26 protein-coding genes and 1 pseudogene are annotated in these 25,423 nt (G+C 61.9%); 16 read left to right on the top strand and 11 right to left on the bottom strand.

All coding sequences use genetic code 11. The features are described 5' to 3' along the window. A pseudogene (locus tag EN993_RS10605) lies at nucleotides 1-182 on the top strand (hypothetical protein); the annotation flags it as partial. Between the two features lie 25 nt (nucleotides 183-207). Here the strand turns inward: EN993_RS10605 and EN993_RS10610 are convergent. Beyond that, complete coding sequence (locus tag EN993_RS10610; protein WP_127263163.1) at nucleotides 208-882, bottom strand: TetR/AcrR family transcriptional regulator; 675 nt, start codon at nucleotides 880-882, stop codon at nucleotides 208-210. A gap of 114 nt (nucleotides 883-996) precedes the next feature. Continuing rightward, a complete protein-coding gene (locus EN993_RS10615; protein WP_109669972.1) occupies nucleotides 997-1,941 on the bottom strand; it encodes a nucleoside hydrolase in 945 nt (314 codons plus the stop codon). Between the two features lie 101 nt (nucleotides 1,942-2,042). Here EN993_RS10615 and EN993_RS10620 point away from each other — a divergent pair, with 101 nt between their 5' ends. The 4 genes from EN993_RS10620 (at nucleotide 2,043) to EN993_RS10635 (ending at nucleotide 5,883) form a co-directional block, all read left to right on the top strand. Then, entirely contained in the window at nucleotides 2,043-3,050 is a 1,008-nt protein-coding gene (locus EN993_RS10620) for a 2OG-Fe(II) oxygenase family protein (protein ID WP_127263164.1), read from the top strand. Between the two features lie 93 nt (nucleotides 3,051-3,143). Beyond that, entirely contained in the window at nucleotides 3,144-4,001 is an 858-nt protein-coding gene (locus EN993_RS10625; protein ID WP_109669968.1) for an ABC transporter substrate-binding protein, read from the top strand. 137 nt (nucleotides 4,002-4,138) lie between these two features. Next, nucleotides 4,139-5,080 (top strand): amino acid ABC transporter permease, encoded by a 942-nt coding sequence (locus EN993_RS10630; RefSeq protein WP_127263165.1) that lies wholly within the window; start codon nucleotides 4,139-4,141, stop codon nucleotides 5,078-5,080. Then, complete coding sequence (locus EN993_RS10635) at nucleotides 5,077-5,883, top strand: amino acid ABC transporter ATP-binding protein (RefSeq protein ID WP_126067963.1); 807 nt, start codon at nucleotides 5,077-5,079, stop codon at nucleotides 5,881-5,883. Before EN993_RS10630 ends, EN993_RS10635 begins: the two co-directional genes overlap by 4 nt. Before the next feature lie 260 nt (nucleotides 5,884-6,143). On the opposite strand, the gene EN993_RS10645 is transcribed toward EN993_RS10635, so the two are convergent. From EN993_RS10645 to EN993_RS10665, 5 genes are all read right to left on the bottom strand, one after another. Next, nucleotides 6,144-6,938, bottom strand: coding sequence for an ATP-binding cassette domain-containing protein (locus EN993_RS10645; protein ID WP_127263166.1), 795 nt, complete (start codon nucleotides 6,936-6,938; stop codon nucleotides 6,144-6,146). Continuing rightward, the gene (locus EN993_RS10650) at nucleotides 6,938-8,035 is read right to left on the bottom strand and encodes an ABC transporter permease (protein ID WP_127263167.1); all 1,098 of its coding nucleotides are present in this window, start codon (nucleotides 8,033-8,035) and stop codon (nucleotides 6,938-6,940) included. Before EN993_RS10650 ends, EN993_RS10645 begins: the two co-directional genes overlap by 1 nt. Nucleotides 8,036-8,090: 55 nt before the next feature. Beyond that, on the bottom strand, nucleotides 8,091-8,987 hold the full coding sequence (locus EN993_RS10655) for a sugar ABC transporter substrate-binding protein (protein WP_245463024.1): 897 nt from the start codon (nucleotides 8,985-8,987) through the stop codon (nucleotides 8,091-8,093). A 173-nt stretch (nucleotides 8,988-9,160) separates the two neighbouring features. Beyond that, entirely contained in the window at nucleotides 9,161-10,060 is a 900-nt protein-coding gene (gene iolE / locus EN993_RS10660; protein ID WP_109669956.1) for a myo-inosose-2 dehydratase, read from the bottom strand. Beyond that, nucleotides 10,057-11,175, bottom strand: a complete 1,119-nt coding sequence (locus tag EN993_RS10665; protein ID WP_109669954.1) for a Gfo/Idh/MocA family oxidoreductase — start codon at nucleotides 11,173-11,175, stop codon at nucleotides 10,057-10,059. The genes iolE and EN993_RS10665 overlap by 4 nt, the downstream gene beginning before the upstream one ends. Before the next feature lie 98 nt (nucleotides 11,176-11,273). On the opposite strand from EN993_RS10665, the gene EN993_RS10670 reads away from it, so the two are divergent. Then, nucleotides 11,274-12,743: a PLP-dependent aminotransferase family protein gene (locus EN993_RS10670; RefSeq protein ID WP_109669952.1), complete on the top strand. Its 1,470-nt coding sequence runs from the start codon at nucleotides 11,274-11,276 to the stop codon at nucleotides 12,741-12,743. A 118-nt stretch (nucleotides 12,744-12,861) separates the two neighbouring features. Here EN993_RS10670 and EN993_RS10675 read toward each other — a convergent pair whose 3' ends face one another. Continuing rightward, a complete protein-coding gene (locus tag EN993_RS10675; RefSeq protein ID WP_109669950.1) occupies nucleotides 12,862-13,539 on the bottom strand; it encodes an MIP family channel protein in 678 nt (225 codons plus the stop codon). Between the two features lie 181 nt (nucleotides 13,540-13,720). Between EN993_RS10675 and EN993_RS10680 the strand changes: the two genes are divergently transcribed. From EN993_RS10680 to EN993_RS10690, 3 genes are all read left to right on the top strand, one after another. Beyond that, nucleotides 13,721-15,010, top strand: a complete 1,290-nt coding sequence (locus tag EN993_RS10680) for an RsmB/NOP family class I SAM-dependent RNA methyltransferase (RefSeq protein WP_127263168.1) — start codon at nucleotides 13,721-13,723, stop codon at nucleotides 15,008-15,010. A gap of 140 nt (nucleotides 15,011-15,150) precedes the next feature. Next, complete coding sequence (locus EN993_RS10685; RefSeq protein ID WP_013530371.1) at nucleotides 15,151-15,609, top strand: PaaI family thioesterase; 459 nt, start codon at nucleotides 15,151-15,153, stop codon at nucleotides 15,607-15,609. 138 nt (nucleotides 15,610-15,747) lie between these two features. Beyond that, entirely contained in the window at nucleotides 15,748-16,386 is a 639-nt protein-coding gene (locus tag EN993_RS10690; RefSeq protein ID WP_127263169.1) for a 5'-methylthioadenosine/S-adenosylhomocysteine nucleosidase, read from the top strand. A 12-nt stretch (nucleotides 16,387-16,398) separates the two neighbouring features. Here EN993_RS10690 and EN993_RS10695 read toward each other — a convergent pair whose 3' ends face one another. Beyond that, on the bottom strand, nucleotides 16,399-16,716 hold the full coding sequence (locus tag EN993_RS10695; RefSeq protein ID WP_127263170.1) for a hypothetical protein: 318 nt from the start codon (nucleotides 16,714-16,716) through the stop codon (nucleotides 16,399-16,401). An 85-nt stretch (nucleotides 16,717-16,801) separates the two neighbouring features. Between EN993_RS10695 and EN993_RS10700 the strand changes: the two genes are divergently transcribed. Both EN993_RS10700 and guaA read left to right on the top strand, forming a co-directional pair. Then, on the top strand, nucleotides 16,802-17,305 hold the full coding sequence (locus tag EN993_RS10700; RefSeq protein WP_127263171.1) for a MarR family winged helix-turn-helix transcriptional regulator: 504 nt from the start codon (nucleotides 16,802-16,804) through the stop codon (nucleotides 17,303-17,305). Between the two features lie 55 nt (nucleotides 17,306-17,360). Further along, nucleotides 17,361-18,923, top strand: a complete 1,563-nt coding sequence (gene guaA, locus EN993_RS10705) for a glutamine-hydrolyzing GMP synthase (RefSeq protein ID WP_027035553.1) — start codon at nucleotides 17,361-17,363, stop codon at nucleotides 18,921-18,923. Nucleotides 18,924-19,337: 414 nt separating this feature from the next. Here guaA and EN993_RS10710 read toward each other — a convergent pair whose 3' ends face one another. Then, on the bottom strand, nucleotides 19,338-19,901 hold the full coding sequence (locus tag EN993_RS10710; RefSeq protein WP_127263172.1) for a TetR/AcrR family transcriptional regulator: 564 nt from the start codon (nucleotides 19,899-19,901) through the stop codon (nucleotides 19,338-19,340). Nucleotides 19,902-19,919: 18 nt separating this feature from the next. Next, nucleotides 19,920-20,381 (bottom strand): nuclear transport factor 2 family protein, encoded by a 462-nt coding sequence (locus tag EN993_RS10715; RefSeq protein WP_109669937.1) that lies wholly within the window; start codon nucleotides 20,379-20,381, stop codon nucleotides 19,920-19,922. 974 nt (nucleotides 20,382-21,355) lie between these two features. Here EN993_RS10715 and EN993_RS10720 point away from each other — a divergent pair. The 5 genes from EN993_RS10720 to EN993_RS10740 all read left to right on the top strand — a co-directional run. After that, on the top strand, nucleotides 21,356-22,297 hold the full coding sequence (locus EN993_RS10720; protein ID WP_127263173.1) for an amino acid ABC transporter permease: 942 nt from the start codon (nucleotides 21,356-21,358) through the stop codon (nucleotides 22,295-22,297). Next, nucleotides 22,294-23,058, top strand: a complete 765-nt coding sequence (locus tag EN993_RS10725) for an amino acid ABC transporter ATP-binding protein (RefSeq protein ID WP_109669930.1) — start codon at nucleotides 22,294-22,296, stop codon at nucleotides 23,056-23,058. Before EN993_RS10720 ends, EN993_RS10725 begins: the two co-directional genes overlap by 4 nt. Nucleotides 23,059-23,110: 52 nt before the next feature. Beyond that, complete coding sequence (locus tag EN993_RS10730) at nucleotides 23,111-23,977, top strand: ABC transporter substrate-binding protein (protein ID WP_127263174.1); 867 nt, start codon at nucleotides 23,111-23,113, stop codon at nucleotides 23,975-23,977. Nucleotides 23,978-23,987: 10 nt separating this feature from the next. Further along, entirely contained in the window at nucleotides 23,988-24,737 is a 750-nt protein-coding gene (locus EN993_RS10735) for a GntR family transcriptional regulator (RefSeq protein ID WP_126067977.1), read from the top strand. A gap of 153 nt (nucleotides 24,738-24,890) precedes the next feature. After that, on the top strand, nucleotides 24,891-25,423 hold a 533-nt coding region (locus EN993_RS10740), incomplete at its 3' end, for a membrane biogenesis protein (protein WP_127263175.1).

Consider the following 25,423-nt stretch of genomic DNA (forward strand, 5'->3'; position numbering starts at 1 on the left):
ACTATTACCACGCCATCCAGGTCGGCCTTCCCGCACATGCGGAGCAGCTGGGCGCCGCCTACGCGATCCCGATCCTCTACGTGCCGCTGTTGATGATCACGCACATCGCCGCATTCTATTTTCTACTACGTCCTCACCAGAACGTGACTCGCGCCATCGCAGATGGTGCGACTGCTTCCTAGAGCATAGGAGGTCCGTTTTCGGGTCCTAACGCCGCCCGCTCCGCATCTCCGACGGCCTCGGCGCTGTACCCGGCTCCTGGACGAGCGGTCCGAGCAGCACTTCTCCGAACAGCGGCTGGTAGCGGCGGCGCACGGCCGGATCCTCCTTGAAGGACAGCGCGTACTGGCCGATCTGGTGGAAATAGGTGATGCGCGCCCGCACGATGCTCTCGTCCTGCGAATAGCCCATGGCGCGGAACGACCGGATGAGCAGCTCGATGCGCAGATCGTCGATGTCCTTAACTTCCTGGGCGAGCTTTTTCGACGTCCGCGACCAATCGCGCACGGCCAAGTCGAGCAGCGGGCTGAAAGGGGCTTCATCCACCCAGACATGCACGATGTCGGTGAAGAATTGCAGGCCGTCTATGTCGTGGATCTCCCGCATTGCCCAGAACGGCGCGCAGTTGCTGTTGCGCCATTCCTGCAAGAGGCCCCCGCGAAGATCCGCCAGGCTGGCAAAATGGAAATAGAAGCTGCCGCGCGTGACCTTCAATTGCTGCGCCAGGCGGTCGATCTTGACCTCGCCGATGCCACGTTTTTCGAGCACCTTGCGCGCCGCCGCGATCCAGGCCTCGCGGCTGAGCGTCTGCCGCGCCGCTTTTGATCGCGCCGCCGGTCGAGGCGGTCTCTTCGTTTTCGCCAGCGCGCCTTTCCCGTTCATGAAATTCGAGACCTTCGTCGCCGCGTACAACGCGCATAGCCGATTCGCCAATCGAACCGGCCCCTGACTGCTTCGCAATTCTCCGTGTCACCGTCTATCGCCGGATACACATTTTCAGGGCAGTGCACTGATCCGCTCCAGCATCAGCGCGAAGAACGGAGCCGGATCGATCCGGCGCAGGACGTTGCAGTTCTTGCGGCGGCCGGTGACGTGCCACCAGTCGACGACGGTCATGCCTATGGTCTCGGGCGAGACGATATCGACCGTCACGGCGCACTGGCGCTGCTCGTAGATCTCGGGCGCCAGAAGGTAACCGGTGACGCACGCATCGTGGATGGGGCGCGCCGCCGTCGCGAATTTGTGGGTGCCGTATTGGCGATAGAAGTCGGCCATGTTGGCGGCCTCGATCGCCGCGCGACTGCCCGTGGCACGCAGGGCATCGAGCCATTCGGGCGTCATCAGGGCGGTGTAGGTGCAGTCGATGCCCGCCATCGTCACCGGGACGCCGCTGTCGAACACTTTGTGCGCGGCATGCGGATCGACGAAGATGTTGAACTCCGCGGCAGGCGTGGCATTGCCGCCTTGAAAAAAGCCGCCGCCCATCAGCACGACTTCGCGCAGCCGGGGGACGATTCTTGGCTCCATGGTCATGGCCATAGCCAGATTGGTCATCGGGCCGAGCGTGCAGACGGTCAACTCGCCTTCCGGCGCATCCATGATCGTGCGCACCAAGTAATTGACCGCGTGCTCGCTCTGCAGCGGCGTGACGGGTTCGGGCAGATCGGCGCCATCGAGGCCTGTTTCGCCGTGAACATATTCGGCCGTGATCAGCTTGCGCACCATCGGCGCCGGGCAGCCGGCATAGACCGGCACATCGGGCCGCCCGGCCAGTTCCACGACCTTGAGCGCGTTCTTCGACGTCAGGGCGAGCGGTACGTTGCCGCCGACCGTCGTGATGCCGACCACCTCGAGTTCGGCTGGCGAACCAAGCGCGAAAAGGATCGCGAACGCGTCATCCTGACCAGGATCGGTGTCGATGATTATCTTGCGTGGTGCCATTGTGCCGCGATTTTCCCGTTGCGTTCGAAAGCCTATTGCTGAGGCGATTTGGATGTGTAGAAATACAGTACTGTATCTTATGTTCAAGACAAGGTGTTCGAATGGACGCATGCGGCGACTTTTCCGAAATTCCGATCCTCGACGTGTCGGCGCTTTACGGCAGCGACCAGGATGCGATCGCTGCGACAGCGGCGACACTGCGCCGCCATCTCGAGACGATTGGGTTCCTCTATGTCGTAGGGCACCCGATCCCGCGTGCCGACGTCGAGGCGGTTCGCGAAGCCAGCAAGCGCTTCTTCGCCCTGCCCGAGGAACAGAAACTGGCGCTGAAGATCGACAGGAATTTCCGTGGCTATCTGCCCTTTGCCGGCTCGACCATCGTGACGTCGTCGGTGGCGACCGTGAGCAAGCCGAACCAGAGCGAATCGATCTTCTTCATGCACGAGGTCGAGGCCGGCGACCCCAGGGCATTGGCCGACAAGCCGTTGCAAGGCCCCAACCAGTGGCCGGACGAGGCGGCACTTGCCGGCTTCAGGCTGACGATTGAACGTTATGTCGATGAGATGAGCACGCTGGCCCGCAAGATGGTCGGCGCCATCGCCCTTTCGCTTGGGCTCCCGACCGACAGTCTCGACCGCTATTTCGATCAACCGACGACCTTCCTGCGGTTGCTGCACTATCCGACGCAGCCCCAGGAAGAGGGGCTTTTCGGCTCGGCCCCACACACCGATTACGGCTTCATCACACTGCTCGCGCAGGACAATGTCGGCGGCCTGGAAGTCAAGAACAAGGCCGGCGACTGGGTTCCCGCGCCGCCGGTCCCGGACTCCTTCGTGATGAATGTCGGCGACATTCTGGCGCGCTGGTCGAACGACCAGTTCGTCTCGACGCCGCATCGCGTCATCAACCGGTCGGGGCGCGAGCGCTATTCCCAGCCCTTCTTCTTCGACCCGTCCATGGATGAAACGATCGAAGCGCTGCCAGTCTGCGTGCCGGCCGGTAGCCGGCCGAAATATGAGCCGGTGCTTTACGGTGACTATCTGATGGAGCGCATCGACAAGAACTACCACTACCGCAAGAAAAAGGCTGCGGAAGCAGCCGGTTCATAGACGGATCAATGCGCGGCTGCGTCGGTGCGGACGCGAGGCCCGGATTGGAGAGCAGACTGCAAGAACCGTTGTAATCAAAAAAGGGGAACGAAAATGAGAGCACATTTGCAGATGGCCGGTTTGGCGCTGGCCGCACTTGCCGTGGCCTGGAGCGGACCTTCAGGTGCCGCCGAGGTGACGAAATCGGCCGAGGTCCAGCGGACCGGCATGCTGACCGTCGCCAACACGCTGGACTATGCGCCTTTCGAGTATCTCGACGCCGACGGCAAGCAGACCGGGATCATCATTGAACTGGCCGGTGAGGTGGCCAAGCTGGTCGGCGCCAAGCTGGACGTGGCGCGCACGCCTTTCCCCTCGATGATACCGGGGTTGGCGGCCGGCCGCTTCAAGGTCGCCTGGGAAACGTTCTCGGCAACGCCCGAGCGGCTCAAGCAGGTCGATTTCGTCATGTTCCTCAAGGCCGGCCTGGCTGTTTCGACTTCGCCGGACAAGAAGGCGAGCTTCAGCGGCGACACCCCGCTCTGCGGCAAGCGGATTGGCGTTTCGGCAGGCAGCGCATCGGATTTCCTGGTCGACAAGCTGAGCACGGATTGCACCGGCAAGGGCCAGGCAGCCATCGAAAAATCGGTCTTCAACTCGTCGACGGATATCGTCCAGGCGGTGCTGTCCGACCGCGTCGACGCCCGCATGGACGATGCGACCGCATCGAGCTATTTCGAGGTCACCAGCAAGGGCCAGCTCGTGGTGCTGCCGACCCTCTATGAAGTCGCGCCGCTCGGCATGGCGATCGCCAAGGACGACAAGGAGACCGCCGACATGATGGTGGGCGCACTCTCCGAGCTGTTCAAGAATGGCACTTACAAGGCTGTTCTCGACAAATATGGCATGGGCGCCTACGCAATCAAGGAGCCCTATTTCGTGGGCACCATGGAGGCGCTGCGCGCCGACTGAGGCCTTGTGCGTCCATTCGGGCGCACTTTGAGACTTTGAAAGTTCGCATCGTGCTTTTCGCACTCATGCGAGAGCGACTGTCGGCGCCCGGTCTCGTATCGGGCGCCGTTTGCGGATGAAGACCAGGAGAAGCCGAGATGGGCGTGGCCCACCCTACCGAGATACGCATCGAGCCAGGCGTCGCCGAGGCGGTTTCGCGCCTGACCGTCGTGCCGCAGCGCCGCTACGGCATCTGGGTCGGCACCGCGCTGGCCCTGTTCTTGGCGTTTCTCATCATCCGGGCCTTCGCCAGCAATCCTGCCTTTGCCTGGCCGACGGTGGTGGGCTACCTGTTGCATCCCTCTGTCATGCGCGGTCTGGGCAACACCTTGATGCTGACCGCGGTGATCATGATATTGGCGATCGTTGTCGGCACGGTCATCGCCATCATGCGCGTGTCGCCAAGCCCGGTGTTGCGTTCATTCGCTGGCCTGTACGTCTGGTTCTTCCGTGGCGTACCGGCCCTGATACAGCTGATCTTCTGGTTCAACCTGTCGCTGCTCGTGCGCGAGATCTCTTTGACCATCCCGTTTGTCGGCACGCTGTTTTCCGTGCGCACCAATGATTTCATGACGCCGTTCTTCTCCGCCGTCGTTGCCCTTTCCCTGTGCGAGGCGGGCTACATGGCCGAGATCATCAGGGCCGGCATCAAGTCGGTTCCGTCGGGCCAGGCCGAGGCGGCGAGCGCGCTTGGTATGCCCTACCGCATGATCCTGAAGCGCATCACGCTGCCACAGGCGATGCGCTTCGTGCTGCCGCCAACCGGCAACGAGGCCATCAACCTCCTGAAGATGACGTCGCTGGTGACGTTCATCGCCGTCGACGACCTGTTCTACTCGGCCCAGAGCATCTATGCGCGCACCTTCGAGACGATCCCGCTCTTGATCGTGGTCGCCTTCTGGTATCTCGCCGTAGTCAGCGTCATGTCGGTGGGACAGCATTTCCTCGAACGCCATTTCGGTCGCAGCGACACACGCCGCGATCCCATGACGATGCGCTTCCTGCGCAATGTCATCAGCCTGCGTGGCATTTCCCGATGAGCGACGTGAAGGACGAAAATCGCGCCCGCTTCGGCGTCCCAGCCGATTCCATGGTCTTCGCGCGCGGCGTGCGCAAGTCCTATGGTCCGCTCGAGGTTCTCAAGGGTGTCGATCTCGATGTGCCTGTCGGATCGGTCGCCTGCATCATCGGCCCCTCGGGTTCCGGCAAGAGCACGTTCCTGCGCTGCATCAACCATCTCGAGAAGCTCAGCGCCGGCATCCTGCTCGTCGACAGCCAGTTCGTCGGCTACGACCTCAGGGACGACAAGCTCTACGAGGTCAAGGACGACCTGCTTTGCCAGCGACGCGCCGAGACCGGCATGCTGTTCCAGTCGTTCAACCTGTTCTCCCATATGACCGTGATGGAGAACCTGATTGAGGCACCAACGCAGGTGCGGCGCATCCCACCGGACCAGGCAAAGGCCGAAGCGGAGATCCTGCTCCGGCGCGTCGGTCTCCTGGACAAGGTCGACCGGTATCCGAGGGAACTGTCCGGCGGCCAGCAGCAGCGTGTCGCCATTGCGCGGGCGATGGCGATGAAGCCGAAGGTCCTGCTGTTCGACGAGCCGACATCGGCGCTCGACCCCGAACTCGTCGGCGAGGTGTTGCAGGTCATGCGCGATCTGGCCGAAAGCGGCATGACGATGGTCGTGGTTACCCACGAGATCGGCTTTGCCCGTGAGATCGGTGATCAGCTCGTCTTCATGGATGGCGGCGTGATCATCGAACGCGGCGCTCCGCGCGAGATGATCGCCAATCCGGTATCGCCGCGAACCCGCGAGTTCCTGTCGCGAGTGCTTTGACGGCAAGAGGATCCACCAAAGAAAAAGGCGCGGGCCTCGCCCGCGCCTTCTTCGGGTTCAGGCTTTCGAAGCTTAGTCCTTCCGGAAGATGCACGCCTTGGCGACGACGCCGGTAATGGCGCTACCGATCAACGGTGCTACGATGAAGAGCAGGAGCTGGCCGATCGCGGTGCTGCCGGAAAATAGCACCAGACCGATCGACCGAAAGCATCACGCCTATCAGCAAGTCGGGCACAAGGGTTATTGACCGGCGGGGCGCCTCAAGCCGGGCTGCTTCTGGCCGCTTTGGTCAGTTCCTGCTCCAGATCGACCAGTTCCTTGCCACCCGCCATCAGATTGAGCAACTGATCACGATCAATTTCGCTTTTTGCGTAAGTGCCAGTGCTTTTGCCGCGCTTCAACAACGTGAAGCGATCGCCAACCACATAGGCGTGATGAACGTTGTGGGAAATGAAGATGACGCCGATGCCGCGCGCCTTGGACTGCACGATGAGCTTCAAAACCACGGATGCCTGATGGACTCCCAGCGCCGATGTCGGCTCATCCAGGATCAGAACCTTGGCGCCGAAGTATACGGCGCGGGCGATAGCCAGGCACTGACGCTCGCCGCCTGAAAGCGTACCGACGGGTTGCTCGGGATCGCGCAACTGGATTCCCATCGCCGCCAACTCGTCATACGCGGTGCGGTTCGCAAACTCGGTGTCAAACTGTCGGATCGGTCCGAACTTTCGCATCGGCTCGCGCCCGAGAAAAAAGTTTCGCGCCACGCTCATCAGCGGCACCAAGGCGAGGTCCTGGTAGACGGTGGCAATGCCGCTGTTGCGCGTATCGGCCGGTGAGGCAAACCTTGTGGGCTTGCCCTGTACGCGGATTTCACCTTCGTCAGGGGTGTAGACGCCGGATAGCGTCTTGATCAGCGTCGACTTGCCGGCGCCATTGTCGCCAAGCAGGCAATGCACCTCGCCGGGACATACATCGAAAGACACGTCTTTCAGCGCGACGACCGACCCAAAATACTTGCTGACCGATCTCAGTTCGACATAGGGCTCGGCCATCACCGGCTCCTCATGGCGCGGTTGCGCACATAGCTGTTGAACAGCACCGCGATGACCATCATGGCACCCATGAACAGCTTGAACCAGTCTGTGTCGATGCCGGTGTAAAAGATGCCCATTTGCACCACGCCGAAGATCAATGCCCCGAACATGGCGCCTATGGCCGATCCGTAGCCGCCGGTAAGCAACGTGCCGCCGATGACGACGGCAATGATGGCCTCGAATTCCTTCTGGGTGCCGCGTAGCGTATCGGCCGAGCCCGTGACCAGAACCTGGATCGCCGCAAAGAGCGCGGCGGCCATAGCCGTCATGACGAACAGGGTGATCTTGGTGCGTGCAACCGGCACGCCGAGGTTGCGCGCGGCATTGGCTTCACCTCCCGCAGCGAAGATCCAGTTGCCAAAGCGACTGCGTGTCAGCAACCAGGTACAGGCCAATGTCAATACGATCCACCAGACGATCGACACCGGAATTCCCGATATCGACGGCAGGCCGTCCGCACGCTTGCCAATCAGACCGATGTCCGAAAGCCAAGCGATGGGGCCGGAAAATACCTGTCCCGAGAACAAGCTGTTGAGGGGATCATTCAAGGCCAGTTCGTGCACGCCTGAAACCTGCGTTCGCCCAGATATGCCGCGCGTGAGGCCGAGCGTCAGGCCGCGCAACATGAACAAGCTTCCGAGCGTCACAATGAAGGAGGGCAATCCGGTTCTGACGACGGCGAGCCCGTTAAGCGCGCCGATGCCGCCGCAAACAGCAAAGCAAAACAGCAGGGAAAGCCAGATGGGCCAACCCCAGAATACCGAAGGGATGGCGATTAGGATTCCCGCAAACCCGATCATCGAGCCGACCGACAGGTCGAACTCACCCGCGATCATCAAAAGGGCCACGGGCGCAGCGAGAATGCCAAGCTGGGCCGAGACTTCAAGGAAATTGATGATGCCCTTGGCGCTGAAAAGTCCCGTATTTCCCGCGGTGATGGCGAAGAACACAAAGACCAGAACGGTTCCGGCCGCCGCGCCAAGCTCCGGCCTGCTCAGAAGACGGCTCAGGCGGGAGACGGAGCGGACCCGCTCGTCGCGAAGCTCTGCAGTCATGGATGCGTTACCTTCGTCAGTGAAGGCGGCCGGGCTGATGCCCGGCCGCGAACTGTCAACGCTTGCCCAGTTTTGCCAGCTCGATGACCGAGGCGGCGGTATCCTTGGTGACGAAGCCGGGCCCCGTCGGATAGTCGGCGATCGGCATGATCTTGTACTTCTTCCAAAGGTCGAACATGGCGACCGGTATATAGCCCATGGCATATTGCTGGGCGTCGATACCCCATTCCATTTTGCCGGCAACTACGGCCTGCAGGATCGTGGGAGAAAGGTCGAATGTGCCGGTTTTCACCTTGCCCGCAAGGCCCATTTCATCGAGCGCGGCCAGCGTCGGTTCGGCACCGCTGGCGCCGACCGCGAGAACGAACTGCGTATCCCCATGGGCAGTCATGTAGGCGATCACGCGGTTTTTCATTTCAGTCGGGTCAATGACGCCGTTCATCACCGGAACATCGACACCAAGACCTTTGGCGAAGCCGGCACAGCGGTCATCAAGGCTCGAATTGCCCACTTCATGATTGGCGCAGACTGCCTTGGTGAGGCCGAGCGCCTTGATGCGCTCGCCCGCCATGACGCCCGCCTGGAACTCGTCCTGGCCCATGAACAGCAGGCCGCCAAGGTCATGCGTCAGTTTGGAGCCACCGGAATCGATGACGATGACCGGGATGCCGGCGGCAATGGCATTCTTGACCGGCGCTGACAGAGCCGCTGCGTCGGGGATCGAAACAACCATTCCGTCAGGCTTCGAGGCTGCAATGGCGTCTATCATCTGCGCCATCTTGGCCATGTCGAAGGTTTCGGGCGCCAGATATTCAGCCTTGACCCCCAGGGTCTTGGCCGCGTCGTCCATGCCGTTCTTCACGACCGACCAATACGGGTCGCCGCTCTGGCCGTGAGTCACAAATACCACGCGCGTATCGTCGGCGGCCGCAAGGCTCGTGGCCGCTGTCATCAGTGTGACGCCGGCCAAAAGGCCGAGCGCAGGCTTTATTAATTTCGCGAGCGAAAACATAGAACCTCCTGTTTGTTTTCCGCCGCCGCAGTTACGGCCGGCAGTCCAGTTGCCCCTTCAGTCCAGTTTCATTCATCAGCACTGGTTCCTTGGAGGCCGCATCGCGGCCTCGATCATTCCATGACGGTAAATCCGGCTCCCCTGGCCATGCGCGAGAGATTTTGGAATCCCATTGTCGCATAGGTCAGCGGGTTGGCCTTGTTGGGATCCTGCTCGGCCTCGACGACCATCCAGCCACTATAGCCGTTGTCGGCAAGCACCCGCAAAATGGCCGGGTAATCGATGAACCCGTCGCCGGGGACCGTGAAGATCCCTTCCATGACCGCGCCCATGAAACTCATGTCGCCTGCGCGGGCACGATCAAGGACGGCTTTGCGCGCGTCCTTGCAATGCACATGCACGACGCGTTTGACATGCGCCTTGATCAAAGCCAGCGGGTCGCCGCCTGAGAAGATCGAATGGCCGGTGTCGTAGAGAAGTCCGACCGCCTCGCCGGTGTGCCGCATCAGCGAGCCCACCTCGGCATCGGTCTCGACGATAGTCCCCATATGGTGATGAAAGGCCATGCGCACGCCGAGATCCGCCATTCTCTCGGCCAGCGCGGTCAGTTTTCTGCCGTAGGCCGGCCATTCCTCAGTGCCAAGAGCCGGGCGCTGCGAGATCGGCCCCCAAATGGCATTGTGGCGCCCTCGCGAGGTGTCTGCATAGACGACATGGGTCGAGCCCATATCCTTCAGAAGCTGGAGATGCGGCGTGATCGCATCCATTTCCGCGCCGACATCCTTCTCGTCGCAACGGCCATCATACCAGCCGGAGATCACGGCAAGTCCATACTGCTCCATGATCGGCTTCAGTTCAGCCGACCGGCGCGGAAACTTGCCGCCAAGCTCGGTGCCGGAATAGCCGGCCTGTTTGGTTTCGCGAAGACAGACCTCGAGTGGCGTATCGCCGCCGAGTTCCGGCACATCGTCGTTGGTCCAGGTGATCGGATTGATGCCGATGCGAACCTTCACGGGCGAACTCCTGATTGCTTGAGTTGGGCAAGGTGATGCCGCGTGAGGCCGACCAGAAGCACCATGTCGCGACGAGCGTGTTCGGCCGTGTTGCGCACTGGCGTGCCTTCGACGATCGCCGACCAAAAACCTTTCAACTCCTCGACGAATGCCTCTTCGTAGCCGCTGCGGATGTCGCGGCTGGAGAGCGTGTGGCCGTCGCCGGTGCGGATGGTCAGCCGCGTCGGTTGATGGTTGAGATAGGGCGAGGGGAATTCCAGCTCAAGCGAGGCGTCGTCGAAGTAGAGCGTTATGCGCTCGCGGTATTCGGGCAGCCCTGGAGTGGCGATGTGGACCATGTTCCACAATGCCTGGCCGTTGAGCAGTCGCACGGCGCCCTGTCCGCCTTCGCCTTTGGCGAACAGCCAGGCGCCGACGATTTCGCCATCGGCGATGCCGAGCGCATCAAGCAAGCCATGGATGGCGTTGACGTCGTGTACGATCGACGAACAATAGGCGCCGACGAAGCCGCGAAACGCGTTGGGATCGTCGATCCCAGGTACCGCGCGGTCCACCTGCTCGCGCTGCCTTGCTTCGGTCGAGGCAATCAATTCCGCCGCGACGTCGTCACCCCGGCAACTGGAGGCGTGCCGGATGAAGGGCCAGGCGTCGGGATCGTTGACCTCGACCGAAATGTAGCGAAGCGTCCGCGCCGTGCCCGGCAGCATTTTCAGTGCCGCCTCGTAGCTTGGGTCGAAGCGCTTCATATAGCCGACCTGGAGCACCTTTCCGGCGCGATCCCTGGCGGCGATCAATTCGTCGACGTCTTGCGCACCGTAGCAAAGCGGTTTTTCGCAGAAGACGTGCAGGCCCCTGGCGAGGGCAGCGAGACTCTGTTCCAGGTGCAACGCATCCGGCGAAGCTATGACTACGGCGTCAAGCGGCATGGCAAGAAGCTCATCGAGCTCGGCAAATGTCCTGAGGCCGAACTCCTCTTCGACAAAGGCGCGGACTTTCTGCGACGGATCATAGACCCCGAGGACCTCGAACTGCCGGTGCAACTTGAGCAGATTGGGAATGTGTTCGACCTGGGCAACGCCACCGGCACCGATCACACCCACCCTTATGCATTGCATCGGTCAGCCCCATCTGAACCTGATCGCATTTTTCTTGAGCCTAGGACTGCTTTGGTTCCATTGTTAGAACCAGATCGCTTTGATTTTTTGGAACCACAATGAAGACCAGTTTTCCGATCGACGGCATTTCACTGGATCGCGACAGCCCCGCCAATTTGCATCGGCAGCTCTATGTCCAGTTGCGTGATCTGATCGAGCAACGCGTGTTGCCGAGCGGTCACGCGCTGCCCTCGACACGGGTTATGGCGCGGGATCTGCACGTTGGCCGCAACACCGTGATTGCTGCTTGCGACCAACTGGCGCTGGAAGGCTACCTGGCCATGCGGCCGCGCAGGCCCTCAGTGGTGATGGATCTGCCAACCCGTTCGGCCGTGCAGGAACATGTCTCGGCAGCGGACGAGAACCCGATATCCTTGCGTGGGCAGACCATGCTCGCCCAACCCTACCATCATGGCCGGCCGGGCATGCTGGCCTTTCACCCCGGCATGCCGGACCCGGATAACTTTCCTTTCAACACCTGGTCCAAGCTGCTCAGTCGCCGCGCAAAATTCGCGCATATCGACCTTTTCGGAACCTATCACGTCAAAGGCTATCCCCCTCTTTGCGAAGCCATAGCTCGCTATCTCACGGCTTCGCGGGGCGTGAAGTGCAGCCCCGAACAGATCGTCGTCACCAATGGTGCCCAGTCGGCGTTCGATCTTCTGGCTCGGCTGCTGATCGATGAAGGCGACACGGTATGGATGGAGGAACCAGGATACTACGGCGCGGGTTCGGCTTTCGTCTCGGCGGGGGCGAAACTGGCCCCGCTGCGGGTGAGTAATGCAGGGTGGGACCTTGATCCACCGCCTGTCATTCCGCGCATGATTTTTGTGACGCCCTCCTGCCATCACCCTCTCGGCATAACCATGCCGATGGAACAGCGGCTCAATCTCCTGCACATGGCCGAGACCTGGCGCTCATGGATCATCGAGGATGACTATGACGGCGAATACCGCTTTCAGGGCCAGCCTATTCCAGCGCTCCAGGGCATCGGCGCGTCAGACCGCGTGGTCTATGTCGGCACCTTCGCCAAGATCCTTTTCCCCGCCATGCGGCTAGGCTTCCTGGTGGTGCCCAAGGCGATCGACCATACGATCGTCTCGGCGCTGAGCGTGACCGGCCAGTTCGCCCCCTTGCTGACCCAGGCCGCGCTGGCCGACTTCATGAATGAGGGGCATTTCACCCGCCACCTCAGGCGCATGCGGCGGCTCTATGCGGAGAGGCGGCAGTTCTTTCTGGAAAGCGCGCAAAGGCATCTCGGCGAATGGCTGGATTTCCACACGACCGAATCCGGCATCCAGGTCGTCGGCATTTTCCGCGACATATGCAGCGACAGGGCGGTCGCCGAGGCGGCGCTCCAGCAGGGCATCAATGTCTCGGCGCTGTCGATCCAGTACCGTCACGGCACGGAGCAAAACGGTCTTGTCATGGGCTTTGCGGCTGCCGATGCGCAGACAACCGAAAAGACTATGCAGAAATTTCGGACCCTCCTGAAAACCTGTTTCTCAAAAACACTTGATCTCGGGTAAAATGCCGAGACTAATCATTGTTTCGAGGCCGAGCCGTTGGCGAGAATTAGATGGGTCTATCGCCAACAAAAAAGGCGCGGACCTGGCCCGCGCCTTTCGATGCCCGAGCCTTCGAAACTCAGTCCTTCTCGAAGATGCGTGCCTTGGCGACGACGCCGGCAATGGCGCCGCCGATCAACGGTGCAACGATGAACAGCCAGAGCTGGCCGATCGCCGCAGTTCCCGAAAACAGCGCCGGGCCGATCGAGCGGGCCGGATTGAGCGACGTGCCGGTCACCGGGATGATGGCGAAATGCAACCCTGCCAGCGTCAGGCCGATGACCAGCCCGGCGAACGCCGTCGAGTGCTTTTCTGCCGTGACGCCCAGGATCACGGTGACGAAGGTGAAGGTGCCGATCACTTCCCACAGGAATGCCGAGCTGACACCCCATTTCGCCACGTCCCAGCCATTGGCGCCGAAGCCGGTGGTGTGTCCGCCAACCTGGCCGGAGACGATGATCCACAGCGCCAGCGAAGCAAGGACGCCGCCGATGATCTGCGCGATCCAGTAGGGGATGACATCCTTGGCCGGCAGCCGGCCGGCAAGGAAGACGCCGAGTGTCACCGCCGGATTGAGATGCGCGCCCGAAATGGGGCCGATCGCATAGGCCGCCGCAATGAGGCCGATGCCGAATGCCAGGCCGATGCCTTCCTGGCCGAGCGGCAGCGCACCGCCGAAGCCGCCCGTCACCACAGAAGCCGTACCGATGAACACCAATAGAAATGTGCCTAGAACTTCCGCCAGATAAGTCTTCATTGCCCTCTCCTCGTGTCGATCCGCCGGTCCACCTTTTCGCGCCGCGAATCACGACCGAAAGAGTATTCGCAACCAGAAAAGTTGGAAAGCAGAGCGGTTGTGCCGGCTGGCCTGCTTGTGCCCGCCGGTTGCGCGCTCTAGAGCAGGGCCGGAATAATTTTCTGCGTGACGGAACAAGACCATGCGACTGGGCGGACGGCTGGCTGCGGCCATCGAAGTGCTGGAAGACATCGGCCGGCGCCACCGGCCGGTGGCGGACGCGCTGAAGGATTGGGGCCTGTCGCATCGCTTTGCCGGCGGCGGCGACCGTGCGGCGATCGGCAACATCGTCTACGACGCCTTGCGCCACAAGCGTTCCGCCGGCTGGCTGCTGGGCGAGGACACGCCGCGCGCCATCGGCTTCGGCGCGCTGCTGCTCGAATGGGGCCAGACGGCCCAGTCGCTCAACGACGCGCTCGATGGCGACAAGTTCGCACCGCCGCTGCTGAGCGCCGCAGAGCTTCAGGCAATTGCCGATCGCCGCCTTGCCGATGCGCCGGACGCGGTGCGGGCGGATGTTCCTGACTGGTGCGCGCCGCTTTTCGAGCGAGCCTTTGGCTCCAGCTGGGCCGATGAGGGTGCGGCGCTGGCGACACGCCCGCCGCTCGACCTCAGGGTCAACACCTTGCAGGCCAATCGCGACAAGGTGCTGGCCGAACTGACGGGAACCGGCGCGAAACCCGCCGCTATCGCGAAGCAAGGCATCCGCATCCCGCCGATCGACGGCGACGGCAGGCACCCGAACGTCCAGGCCGAGCCGGCCTTCCAGAAAGGCTGGTTCGAGGTCCAGGACGAAGGCTCGCAGATCGCGGCCGCCCTTGCCGGGGCCGAAGCCGGCATGCAGGTGCTGGATTTCTGCGCCGGCGCCGGCGGCAAGACACTGGCCCTGTCGGCTTCGATGGACAACCGAGGCCAGATCTTTGCCCACGATGCCGAAAAGGCGCGGCTGGCGCCGATCTTCGACCGCATCCGCCGTTCTGAAAATCGCAATGTCCAGATCGTCACCAAGCCGGCCGAACTCGCCCCGCTCGGCAACCACATGGACATTGTGCTGGTCGATGCGCCCTGCACCGGCAGCGGCACCTGGCGGCGGCGTCCCGACGCCAAATGGCGACTGACGCAAAGACAGCTCGATGCCCGCAAGGGTGAGCAGCAGGTGATCCTCGATGCGGCCAGGGTCTATGTCAAACCGGGTGGCCTGCTGGTCTACATCACCTGCTCGGTCTTCGATGAGGAGAATGGCGAGCAGGTCGCGGCCTTCCGGGAGCGCAACAGCGGTTTTGTCCCGGTCGACCATCGCGCCCTCTGGGACAGCCGTTTTCCCGGCCATGAGGCAGCCGCACGCATCGGTGCAAAAGGCGACATCTCGCTGTCGCCGGCACTGAGCGGCACCGACGGGTTTTACTTCTGCGCATTGCGCAGGTCGGCTTGAACCCGTTGGATATCGCCAATCCCTGACCGATGCGTGCCACCGGCCGGAAGACGAGGCCGATTGCTGCAGTGCAGCAAAAGCATTTGCCTGCCGCTCATGCCTCTGCAATAAGCTTATCCGCATAAAGGAAGGCAGCGGCCATGGCAGCAAAGATCGTACCCGCCCCGGACTATGAAGATCGCGTCAGGACCTCCTTCGCGCGTCAGAAGGCGATGGCCACGATCGGCGCCGAACTGACACTGGTGACGCCCGGCATCATCGAGATCGAGATGCCCTATTCGGCAGCACTCACCCAGCAGCACGGCTTTCTGCACGCCGGCGTGATTTCGACGGCGCTGGATTCGGCCTGCGGCTATGCGGCGTTTTCGCTGATGCCCGAAAACTCCGGCGTGCTGACCATCGAGTTCAAGGTCAATCTGCTGGCGCCGGGCAGGGGCGAGCGCTTCCTGTTTCGCGGCTCGGTGACCAAACCCGGCCGCACCATCATCGTTGCCGACGGCCAGGCCTATGCCTTCGCCGCCGACGGCGAAGCCAAACTGATTGCTACGATGACCGGCACGATGATGACCGTGGTTGGCCGCGACGGCATAGAAGGGTGAGTGGCCGGTTCGCCGCAGGCGAATTCATCGTGCCAGTGGCACGATGAAAGGCCGCGAACGCCGGGAGCTGCCGCAGGCAGCGGGTCCCAGTGAGCGGCGGTACAGATAAGCAGGTGATTGGGTAGAGAGGAATAGATCATGGCCGGTAAAGTGTCGCGCCTGTCGGGCAAGGACGTCCTCTTCGTCATGGCGGCGCAAGCCGAATACGGCCCACACCTCAAACAACTGTTCACGCCGCTGATGACAGGCGTCGGTCCTGTCGAGGCCGGCGTCAGGCTGGGCGCGGAACTCTCCTGGTTGAAATCGCAAAAGGCACTGCCTGACCTCGTCGTGTCGCTCGGCTCAGCCGGCAGCCGGACGCTGGAACAGACGGAAATCTACCAGGCCGTTTCGGTCAGCTATCGCGACATCGATGCCTCGCCGCTCGGCTTCGAGAAAGGGGCGACCCCATTCCTCGATCTGCCGGTGACCGTGCCATTGCCGTTTAGGATTCCTGATGTAAGGGAGGCGACGCTGTCGACCGGCGGCGCGATCGTCACCGGTGCGGCCTATGATGCGATCGCCGCCGATATGGTCGACATGGAGACCTTCGCTTGCCTGCGCGCCTGCCAGCTGTTCGACATCCCGCTGATCGGGCTGCGCGGCATTTCCGACGGCGCGGCCGATCTCAGGCACGTTGGCGACTGGACCGAGTATCTGCATGTCATCGACGAAAGGCTGGCCGGCGCGGTCGGGCTGCTGGAACAGGCGATCGGCGACGGCCTGCTCAGCGCCTGACCGCACATCGGATCAAGCCGCCAAGCTCGCTGGATCGCCAAAATCGATGCGTGAAATGCGCCCACGCACGGCGCCGTTTGCATCGACATAGTCGATTGCTCCCGGCGAATGATCGAGTTTCCAGGAGCCGGTGGGACCGCCTTTCCATTCGACTTTGTAGCCGTCGTCGAGCAGCGTCCAAAGCCCATGGAAAAGGGTGCCATCCGGCAGCAGCATATGCGCCCGGTTCTCGTTTTCGTAGTGGATGAAGGCGTCCTTGCCGCCCATGTCGATGACATGCGTGGTGCCAATCATGATAACGGCTAGCGTGTTCTTGTCGAGAATTGTCATGGTCCCTGTCCACCTGCTTGAGTTCGAATGAGCCTCGACGGCTTGCTTGTCGTCAAGTACCTTGACCATAGGGAGTTGGGATAAAATGGTCAAGGAGCTTGACGAAAAAGCCGAAACACTGCCTGATCACGTCGGCTGGCGGCTATGGCAGGCAAGCCGTGCCTGGCAGGCCGAATTCGCCGCCGCGATGCGGGCCGCCGGTCACGGCTGGTTCACCGAAGCGCGCGCCGGACTGCTTGGACACATCAGCAGGAGCGGCGTGCGCCAGTCGGCGTTGATCGAGCGCTCGGCAATCTCCAAGCAGGCGATACAGCAACTGCTCGACGGCCTCGAGGCGGAGGGCATCGTCGAGCGTCTGCCTGATCCGCAAGATGGCCGCGGCAAGCTGGTGCGCTACACGCGCAAGGGGCTGGATGCCTTGCGCGATGGCGATCGTGTCAAGATGGAGATTGAGCGGGGCTATATTGGTCGCATAGGCGAGGAGCGGTTCACGGCGCTGATGGGCGCTTTGCGGGCGCTTGCGGCCGGACAGGCTGCTGCAATGGATGAAGACGCTGGCCCTGAAGGTGAAGTCGTGGAATCGAAGTGACAGCCAGGCCTCGCAACCCATTGCGCCGACTCATTTCTTTCTCTAAACGCTCGCCATGAAAACAGCCAATCATCCTGACACCGTCCTGATTGTCGATTTCGGCAGCCAGTTTACCCAGCTCATCGCCCGCCGCATCCGCGAGGCAGGTGTGTTTTCCGAGATCGTGCCGTTCCAGTCGGCCGAAGCGGCGTTCAAGCGCATCAATCCGAAGGCTGTCATCCTGTCCGGTGGCCCCGCTTCGACCGGCGATATAGGCAGCCCACGCGCGCCGCAGATCGTCTTTGACGCCGGCGTCCCGGTGCTTGGCATCTGCTATGGCCAGATGGCCATGTGCGTGCAGATGGGCGGCGTCGCCGAAAGCTCCGACCATCGCGAGTTCGGCCGCGCCTTCGTCGAGATCCAGAAGGACAGCCCGCTGTTCGAGGGCCTGTGGGCGCCCGGCCAACGCCACCAGGTGTGGATGAGCCATGGCGACCGCGTCATCTCCTTGCCCAAGGGGTTCGAGGTGTTCGGCAAGTCGGAGGGCTCGCCCTTCGCCATCTTCGGCAACATCGAGCGCAAGATGTACGGCATCATGTTCCACCCCGAGGTGGTGCATACGCCCGACGGTGCCCGGCTGCTCAGGAACTTCGTCCACAACATCGCCGGCATCGAGGGCGACTGGACCATGCGCGCCTATCGCGAGCACGCGGTCGAGACGATCCGCAAGCAGGTCGGCAAGGGCAAGGTCATCTGTGCGCTGTCGGGTGGCGTCGATTCCTCCGTCGCCGCGCTGTTGATCCACGAGGCGGTCGGCGACCAGCTGACCTGTATCCTTGTCGACCACGGCCTGATGCGCAAGGACGAGGCCGCGGGCGTGGTGGCGATGTTCCGCGAGCACTACAATTTGCCGCTCATTCTGGTGAACGCGTCGGACCGTTTCATCGACGCCCTCGAGGGCGAGTCGGACCCGGAGAAAAAACGCAAGACCATTGGCCGGTTGTTCATCGAGGTGTTCGAGGAAGAGGCCAAGAAACTCGGCGGCGCCGAATTCCTGGCGCAGGGCACGCTCTATCCCGACGTCATCGAAAGCGTCTCCTTCACCGGCGGTCCCTCGGTGACGATCAAGTCGCACCACAATGTCGGCGGCCTGCCGGCGCGCATGAACATGCAACTGGTCGAGCCGCTGCGCGAACTGTTCAAGGACGAGGTGAGGGCGCTCGGCAAGGAGCTCGGCCTGCCCGAAAGCTTCATCGGCCGCCATCCGTTTCCCGGCCCCGGTCTCGCCATCCGCTGCCCCGGCGGCATCACCCGCGAAAAGCTGGAGATCCTGCGCGAGGCCGACGCCATCTATCTCGACGAGATCCGCAAGGCCGGCCTCTACGACGCCATCTGGCAGGCCTTCGCCGTGCTGCTGCCTGTGCAGACGGTAGGCGTGATGGGCGACGGCCGCACCTACGAGTTCGTCTGCGCGCTACGCGCCGTCACCTCGGTCGACGGCATGACGGCGGATTTCTACCACTACGACATGGCCTTCCTCGGCGCTGCCGCCACCCGCATCATCAACGAAGTCCGCGGCATCAACCGCGTCGTCTACGACGTCACCTCGAAGCCGCCGGGAACAATCGAGTGGGAATGATTCAGGCCCACCCAAACGCCGCCGAGAGCACCCCAATCTGCGACGTAACCTACTGAAAACAAAAATAAATCCTTGCAGGGACATTCGGCGACAATCGGCACGCAGAGATTGGCTTTGACGGACTGGTTGACGGACCTTCCTCGTATTGCCCACTCGAATTTTTCTAAGTACCGTCGGAGCCAATGTGGCTCGTGACGGTACTTTTTTGTGCCTTAAGGCATTGAAGAAAAAAGGAATTTCCTTTCACGCAGCCTCGAAATTGTACTGACGGTACTTTTCAGGAGGCAATGGTTATGCTGACGGACGCCGCCCTCAAGGCGTTGAAACCAAAAGAGAAAATCTACACGAGGGATCGGCGCCGCGCGCGTCGCCAGCAGCCCGAGAAGGATGGCGATAGGCGTCGCTCCGATAGGTTCAACGGCCTTCGCCGGGCCGCAAGCGGGATTTGAGCCGCACGATTGTTCGGGCAAATAGGCCCTCGTCCGCGGTCGCGCGTGCGAGCACGAGAGCGCCCTGGATTCCCAGCACGACATCCTCGGCGCTCTCCCCGGCGGCGGCGGGACCCCATCCTTGCCGGATTAGAGCGTCGCGCAAAGCCGCGATCCACTGGATGAAATATCCTGAAATCCGATCGGCAAACCGATCGCGCGTACCATCGAGGGCAAAGGCGCCCACGAGGCAAATGCGTCCACCCGAGCGGAAGTAGGAATCAACGGCGTCCCACATACGCGCAATGGCAGCGCCAGGTGGCTCGCTGCGCAGTGGCTCGAAGACATGGCGCTCAAACCAGGCACCAACATCCTCCAGTACCGCGTTCGCCATCTCCTCCTTACCGCCCGGGAAGAAGTGATAGAGGCTGCCCTTGCCCATGCCGGTCCTTTCGGTGATCCGGCTCAACGATGTCCCCTCGTAGCCAAACTCCCGGAAGACTTCGGCTACGAGGGGAATGACGTCTGGGCGCTGGTTGAGCGTCCGCATGCGATTAGCCTCGCTGCATTAGAGGCCCAGGTCAGAGAGCCCCGGGTGATCGTCCGGTCGCCGGCCGAGAGGCCAATGGAACTTGCGATCCGCTTCCTTGATCGGAAGGTCATTGATGCAGGCGAACCGTCGCTGCATCAAGCCTGCGGCATCATATTCCCAGTTCTCGTTGCCGTAAGAGCGGAACCAGTTGCCGCTGTCGTCGTGCCATTCATAGGCGTAGCGGACGGCGATCCGATTGTCATTAAAGGCCCAGAGTTCCTTGATCAGGCGGTAATCGAGTTCCTTTGCCCATTTCCGGGTGAGGAAGGCCACGATCTCGGCGCGACCGCCGGTGAATTCGGCCCGGTTCCGCCAGCGGCTGTCCGGGGTGTAGGCCTTAGACACCTTTTCAGGGTCACGGCTGTTCCATCCATCTTCCGCAAGGCGGACCTTCTGCGTTGCGCTTTCGAGGGTGAAAGGTGGGGCGATCATGCTCATTCGCGTTTTTCCTGTACCGGTTAATCCATCGTGGGTTGAACGGTACAGGGCGAACGGGTATCTCGCGCATTGTACCGATAGGTACAAAATAAACCGATCGGTACAACAATGTCAACGCCCCGTTGGCGTTGGTTGTCCGTAGGGTCGGGCCTCTATAACAAGCCGACGACGAGGTGCAGCGCCGCCACATGATGCAGGAGTGGTCGGACATGTGGGCGCGTGGGAGGGAAGGACGTAAGCGCAGCCTCGAGACTATGTCGACGAGCTTCGTCGCGCCCGTCCGATGTCGACTAAGGTGGCTGACGTCGCGAAGAAGGTCCTGAAGCGGGTGGACTGGCTGATGCCTCTGGAGCCGTTTACGGTTCCGTTGCGGCTTCGACCTGTGAAAGGGACAAATCTAGCGCATTTGCGAGTGCTGCTTTTTCATATTGCCTTCTAAAGGCGCGCCCTTTGGGGGTGCGGCAGGTCGCAACTGGCCAGATTGTTCGGATGCAACGACACACTCCCCGTGCCCTCGTTTCTTGGAACATTTCTTAGCGGAGTTCGGTCGATCCCCGATCGCCTCAATCCTGGCGGAGTCGACAGCATCTGAGTCTGAACAGCTTAAATACTAGCTGTTATATTCAGTATGCTCTGAAACAGCTTATTTTCTAGCCATTTTTGCTGTCTGTTCGTCCGGAACCTCCATCACGTGGATCGTCTTTCCCTCGCAAAGTGAGCCCACTCCGGCTTGCCATTCCCCGAGCATCCTTTCGCCGACCTGAGGGAAATCCTCGAGACGCGAAACCATCGTCCGGAATTTCCGGTTCATGGCTATAGGCCGCGCCATAGACCGACCTGACCATTTCGGGATCAGGCCGCAATAACGCCTCAGGCTCCGTCAGGATCTGCTCAGCGCCGATTGACATCACGAGCGATCCGGTTAAAAGTTGTACACCTAACCCTACAAATAATAAGAGCGGGAATAGAGTTTGATGATACTCCAACGTGCCTCCGGCGCGGTGCGCGTCGATGTCGGGGCGCTCAATCAGCGTAGCTACAGGATCGTGCGGCTGAAGCATGTGGGGCGCTGGATTGGGGCGCTTGTCGTGGTCGTGGCACTTGCGCTGCTGGTGCAGGCATTCGCGTATGGGCAGATCCATTGGGCGACAGTGGGAGAGTTCCTGACCGCCGGCGTCATTGTGCGCGGTTTTGGCAACACGCTGCTGATTTCGTTCTTCGCCATGATCATCGGCGTGTCGCTGGGCACCCTGTTTGCCATCATGCGGCTGTCGGCCAATCCGGTCACCCGCTTCGTCGCTTGGCTCTATGTCTGGGTGTTCCGGGGCACGCCGGTGATGCTGCAGCTTTTGATCTGGTTCAACATCGCGCTGGTGTTCCCGCGGCTGGTCATTCCCGGCCTCTATGAGGCGCGCATGGTCGATGTCGTCACGCCTTTCGTCGCAGCACTGCTCGGGCTCGGCATCAATGAGGGCGCCTATATGACCGAGGTGGTGCGCGGCGGCATCTCGTCGGTCGACCACGGCCAGACGGAAGCCGCCAAGACGCTGGGCATGTCCCGCTTTCAGACGCTGCGGCGCATCATCTTGCCGCAGGCCATGCGGCTGATCATTCCGGTGATGGGCAATTCGGCGATCGGCATGCTGAAATTCTCCTCGCTCGCCGCCGCCATCTCGATGGGCGAGATGCTGAACGCGGCGCAGCAGATCTATTTCATCAATGGCGCGGTCATCGAACTGCTGTTCGTCTGCGGCATCTGGTACCTCGCCGGCACCACCGTGCTCAGCATCGTCCAGTATTACATCGAGCAGCATTTCGGGCGCGGCGTGGCCGGCACGCCGGCGAAATTCTCCTTCCGCCTGCCGTTCAGGAGCAACACGCCACTGTCGGGCGGCGTCGAGGAGTCCAAGGCATGACCACCATCGTCAAGGCCATCAATGTCCGCAAGAGTTTCGGCGCGCACCAGGTGCTGCGCGGCGTCGACTTCGAGGTCGAAAACGGCGAGGTGCTGTGCATCCTCGGGCCTTCCGGCGGCGGCAAGAGCACGCTTTTGCGCTGCATCAACCATCTGGAGGACCTTAATGACGGCGTCATCTGGGTGGACGGCGAGATCATCGGCTACGAGCTCAAGGGCAGCACGCTGCACGAACTGCCGCCGCGCCTGCTGCGCATGCAGCAGCGCGAGATCGGCATGGTGTTCCAGCACTTCAACCTGTTTCCGCACATGACAGCGCTGGAAAACGTCATCGAAGGGCCGGTCACCGTGCGCAAGGAGCCGAAGGCGCAAGCCGAGGCGCGCGGGCGGGAGCTGCTGACCTCCGTCGGGCTCGCCGACCATTGCGGCGCCTATCCGGTGCAGCTTTCGGGCGGCCAGAAGCAGCGCGTGGCGATCGCGCGCTCGCTGGCCATGAAGCCGAAGATCATGCTGTTCGACGAACCGACCTCGGCGCTTGACCCGGAGCTGGTCGGCGAGGTGCTGGACGTGATGCGCGCGCTCGCCGCCACTGGCACGACGATGATCGTCGTCACCCACGAGATCGCCTTCGCCCGCGATGTCGCCGACCGCGTCGCGATCATGGTCGACGGCGAGATCCGTGAAATGGGCCCGCCCGCCGAGGTGCTGGCCAATCCCAAGGACGCAAGGGTGCGCAGCTTCCTCAGCCGCGTGCTCTCCTGAACGACCCTCCACCCTCTTTCCGCAATATCTTCAAAACAGCAAGGAGCCTGAAATGACGACTTCCACCGCCGCGACCATCTCGCGGATTCTCGCCTGCGCCATGGTTTCGCTGGGCGTGCTGGCATCCGCCGCCTCCGCCGGCACTGACGATAAACTGCGTGCAATGCTGCCGGCCAAGGTGCGCGACAGCGGCGCACTGAACATCGCCATCAGCCTTGCCTATCCGCCGATGGAATATTCGGACGCTGGCTCCACCGATCTCAAGGGCGCCGACATCGACATGGCCAAGGAAGTCGCGGACCGTCTCGGGCTGAAGCCGAACTTCCAGAACGTCGAGTTTCCACAGCTGATCACCTCGGTGACCACCGGCCGCGCCGACATGATCTGGACCGCGTTTTCCGATCTGACCGAGCGTCAGACGCAGCTTGATTTCATCGACTATTTCCAGACCGGCAACCAGCTCTATTCGATGGTGAAGAACCAGGAGACCATCAAGTCGGTCAAGGACCTCTGCGGCAAGGCCGTCGCGGTAGCCACCGGCACAAGCTGGGTGGGCCTGGTCGAGCGCGTCGGCAAGGAAACCTGCACGCAAGGCTCGCCGCTGACCGTGTTGCAGCTGCCGACCGAGGCCGAGCACATCTTGCAGATGAAGCAGGATCGCGCGCAGGCCTCGATCATGGGTTTCGAGGGCATCCTCGAACTGCAGAAACAGAAGCCGGGCGAGTTCTATACGATCGGCGATCTGCTCGAGCCCGGCCACTATGGCATTGCTTTTGCCAAAGACTCTGGCGATCTGCAGAAGGCGGTCAAGGCAACGCTGGAGGCCATGAAGGCTGACGGCACCTATGTCGCGATCCTCGACCGTTATGGACTAAAGAACGCCGCGGTGCCGGAATTCACCGTCAACGCCGGCAGGTAAGGGGCGCCTGATGGCTGACTTGATCGTTCTTGATCCGCACGCACCGATTCCGCTGTACACGCAGCTCTACCGGATCCTGCGGCTGCGGATTCTCGAAGGGCAGTACGCGGAAGGGGATGCCATCCCCTCCGAGAACGTGCTGCGCGACGAGCACGGCATCACCAGGAGCACTGTCCGCAAGGCCATCGCGCTCTTGGTGAACGAGGGGCTGGTGCGCCAGTTTCGCGGCAAGGGAACGATCGTCAGCTACGCGCCGATCAACAACAGCGTCTGGAACTTTGGCGGCTTCACCGACTATTCGCGGGCGCGCGGGCAGCGCCCCGTCACTTCCTTGCTGGAGCAGGCAACGGAGGACGGGGCGAACGGGCCGGTGCTGAAGCTGGTGCGTGCCCGCGGCATCGCCGTCGAGGACGTGACGCTGTTCCTCAACCTCGACACGTCCTGGCTGTCGCTGAAGCGCTATCCCGGTCTCGACATCTTCGATTTCGAGAAACAGTCGCTCTACCAGGTGCTGCGCGACCATTACGGGGTCTCGCCGGCCCGCTCGGAACTGACGCTATCGGTGGTGGCGCCTTCCGCGCTGACCACAAAAGTGTTCGGCGACGGGCTCGACGTGCCTGGCTTTCTCTGCGCCACCGGCGACGTGTTCAGCAGCATCGACGAGCTGGTGGAAAGAACCTCTGTCATCTACTCGCCGACGCTGGAAATGCGCGTCGGTACCTCGTGGAGCACGGGCAACGGCCAGCCGCCGGGCGCCTGATTACGCAGGCGCGCCGCTGCCAGACAGAATCAGGCGGCGCGCTTAAATCCTTGTTTTGACATGCGTCATCGCGCCCGCCGGCCGGCGATCCTGGGAGGAGGATATGCGGGGCAGCGACAAAAATTCACCATCTCAGCTTGATTGGAAATTGCTTTGGACTCCCGCTTCGAACAGACCTTCGCCACGCCCAAACCCATTCTCGGCATGCTGCACCTGACCGGCGCGACGCCGGCCGAGCGGCTCGCCATTGCGCGGCGTGAAGCCGAAATCCTGCTGGCCAACGGCGTCGACGGCGTCATCGTCGAAAACTATTTTGGCGACAAGGACGACGTCCGCGGCGTGCTGGAATGGCTGGAGGCGCGCCAGCCGGACGCGCTGGTCGGGCTCAACGTGCTGCGCGATCATCATCTGGCGTTCGAGCTCGCCCGCCAGTTTCGCGTCGACTTCATCCAGATGGATTCGGTCGCCGGCCACCTGCGCCCGGACGAGGACGCGGATTTCGCCGCCGAGTTGAAGGAGCTTCGTGAAGGCGCCAATGCCTTGCTGCTTGGCGGCGTGCGGTTCAAGTACCAGCCGGTCAATTCCGGCCGCACCGAGGAGGAAGATTTGCTTCTGGGCATGCAGCGCTGCGATGCCTTTGTCGTCACCAGCGACGCCACCGGCCAGGAGACCGACCTCGAAAAAGT

It is taken from the genome of Mesorhizobium sp. M7D.F.Ca.US.004.01.2.1, from assembly GCF_003997785.1.
GTDB lineage: Bacteria > Pseudomonadota > Alphaproteobacteria > Rhizobiales > Rhizobiaceae > Mesorhizobium > Mesorhizobium loti.

Excerpts from the sequence above, each read along its gene's own strand:
- EN993_RS10610 (WP_127263163.1), bottom strand. The coding sequence starts at position 882 with ATGAACGGGAAAGGCGCGCTGGCGAAAACGAAGAGACCGCCTCGACCG.
- EN993_RS10615 (WP_109669972.1), bottom strand. The coding sequence starts at position 1,941 with ATGGCACCACGCAAGATAATCATCGACACCGATCCTGGTCAGGATGAC.
- EN993_RS10620 (WP_127263164.1), top strand. The coding sequence starts at position 2,043 with ATGGACGCATGCGGCGACTTTTCCGAAATTCCGATCCTCGACGTGTCG.
- EN993_RS10625 (WP_109669968.1), top strand. The coding sequence starts at position 3,144 with ATGAGAGCACATTTGCAGATGGCCGGTTTGGCGCTGGCCGCACTTGCC.
- EN993_RS10630 (WP_127263165.1), top strand. The coding sequence starts at position 4,139 with ATGGGCGTGGCCCACCCTACCGAGATACGCATCGAGCCAGGCGTCGCC.
- EN993_RS10635 (WP_126067963.1), top strand. The coding sequence starts at position 5,077 with ATGAGCGACGTGAAGGACGAAAATCGCGCCCGCTTCGGCGTCCCAGCC.
- EN993_RS10645 (WP_127263166.1), bottom strand. The coding sequence starts at position 6,938 with ATGGCCGAGCCCTATGTCGAACTGAGATCGGTCAGCAAGTATTTTGGG.
- EN993_RS10650 (WP_127263167.1), bottom strand. The coding sequence starts at position 8,035 with ATGACTGCAGAGCTTCGCGACGAGCGGGTCCGCTCCGTCTCCCGCCTG.
- EN993_RS10655 (WP_245463024.1), bottom strand. The coding sequence starts at position 8,987 with ATGACAGCGGCCACGAGCCTTGCGGCCGCCGACGATACGCGCGTGGTA.
- EN993_RS10665 (WP_109669954.1), bottom strand. The coding sequence starts at position 11,175 with ATGCAATGCATAAGGGTGGGTGTGATCGGTGCCGGTGGCGTTGCCCAG.
- EN993_RS10670 (WP_109669952.1), top strand. The coding sequence starts at position 11,274 with ATGAAGACCAGTTTTCCGATCGACGGCATTTCACTGGATCGCGACAGC.
- EN993_RS10675 (WP_109669950.1), bottom strand. The coding sequence starts at position 13,539 with ATGAAGACTTATCTGGCGGAAGTTCTAGGCACATTTCTATTGGTGTTC.
- EN993_RS10680 (WP_127263168.1), top strand. The coding sequence starts at position 13,721 with ATGCGACTGGGCGGACGGCTGGCTGCGGCCATCGAAGTGCTGGAAGAC.
- EN993_RS10685 (WP_013530371.1), top strand. The coding sequence starts at position 15,151 with ATGGCAGCAAAGATCGTACCCGCCCCGGACTATGAAGATCGCGTCAGG.
- EN993_RS10690 (WP_127263169.1), top strand. The coding sequence starts at position 15,748 with ATGGCCGGTAAAGTGTCGCGCCTGTCGGGCAAGGACGTCCTCTTCGTC.
- EN993_RS10695 (WP_127263170.1), bottom strand. The coding sequence starts at position 16,716 with ATGACAATTCTCGACAAGAACACGCTAGCCGTTATCATGATTGGCACC.
- EN993_RS10700 (WP_127263171.1), top strand. The coding sequence starts at position 16,802 with ATGGTCAAGGAGCTTGACGAAAAAGCCGAAACACTGCCTGATCACGTC.
- guaA (WP_027035553.1), top strand. The coding sequence starts at position 17,361 with ATGAAAACAGCCAATCATCCTGACACCGTCCTGATTGTCGATTTCGGC.
- EN993_RS10710 (WP_127263172.1), bottom strand. The coding sequence starts at position 19,901 with ATGCGGACGCTCAACCAGCGCCCAGACGTCATTCCCCTCGTAGCCGAA.
- EN993_RS10715 (WP_109669937.1), bottom strand. The coding sequence starts at position 20,381 with ATGAGCATGATCGCCCCACCTTTCACCCTCGAAAGCGCAACGCAGAAG.
- EN993_RS10720 (WP_127263173.1), top strand. The coding sequence starts at position 21,356 with ATGATACTCCAACGTGCCTCCGGCGCGGTGCGCGTCGATGTCGGGGCG.
- EN993_RS10725 (WP_109669930.1), top strand. The coding sequence starts at position 22,294 with ATGACCACCATCGTCAAGGCCATCAATGTCCGCAAGAGTTTCGGCGCG.
- EN993_RS10730 (WP_127263174.1), top strand. The coding sequence starts at position 23,111 with ATGACGACTTCCACCGCCGCGACCATCTCGCGGATTCTCGCCTGCGCC.
- EN993_RS10735 (WP_126067977.1), top strand. The coding sequence starts at position 23,988 with ATGGCTGACTTGATCGTTCTTGATCCGCACGCACCGATTCCGCTGTAC.